Source organism: Marinobacter salinexigens (assembly GCF_008370345.1).
Taxonomy (GTDB): Bacteria; Pseudomonadota; Gammaproteobacteria; order Pseudomonadales; family Oleiphilaceae; genus Marinobacter; species Marinobacter salinexigens.
The window spans coordinates 1-748 of sequence record NZ_VTUU01000056.1; the positions used below are offsets into that span (position 1 = coordinate 1).

1 protein-coding gene is annotated in these 748 nt (G+C 59.6%); it reads left to right on the top strand.

Annotated elements, in window-relative coordinates; all coding sequences use genetic code 11:
* The first annotated feature begins 80 nt into the window (after positions 1-80).
* A complete protein-coding gene (locus FWJ25_RS20645; RefSeq protein WP_149601868.1) occupies positions 81-476 on the top strand; it encodes a hypothetical protein in 396 nt (131 codons plus the stop codon).
* Positions 477-748: the final 272 nt, after the last annotated feature.

A 748-nucleotide genomic window follows, 5' to 3' on the forward strand; every position in this document is an offset into this window, starting at 1 on the left:
GAGAGACAAGTGGTTTCCAAAGCCAAGTGTGTACTAGCAGTCTAGCAACCAGCTAGCTCGGGCGGMAGCAGGCAGCMATCATGTCGGAGGAGAAGCACCACCACTTCTTCAACCACCACAAGAAGGACGAGGAGCAGCCCGCCGGCGAGTACGGGTACTCCGAGACCGAGGTGGTCACCGCCACCGGCGAGGGCGAGTACGAGAGGTACAAGAAGGAGGAGAAGGAGCACAAGCACAAGCAGCACCTCGGCGAGGCCGGCGCCATCGCCGCCGGCGCCTTCGCACTCTACGAGAAGCACGAGGCGAAGAAGGACCCCGAGCACGCGCACAGGCACAAGATCACGGAGGAGGTCGCTGCCGCGGCGGCCGTCGGCGCCGGCGGCTACGTATTCCACGAGCACCACGAGAAGAAGAAGGACCACAAGGACGCCGAGGAGGCTAGCGGCGAGAAGAARCACCACCACCTCTTCGGCTGACCGTAGTACCGGCCGGCGCGCGACCGAGCTAGCTAGCTCCGGCGCACACAACCACACACCTGTTTAATTCTGTACTGCATGCGTGTGTAATTTGATGGTTCACAATAATGAGTCCCTCTCCGGACCTTGGTAGCTGCTTGCTTGTGGTGAGTGAGAGTGTGAGACTGAGGGAGAAGAGGTGGTGGGCGTGGGGCTACGTCGAGAGAGGCGTGTTCCTGTACTCGCTTCGTTTTCTCTGCATGCGTGTATAATTGTGTTCAATAATAAGTGAG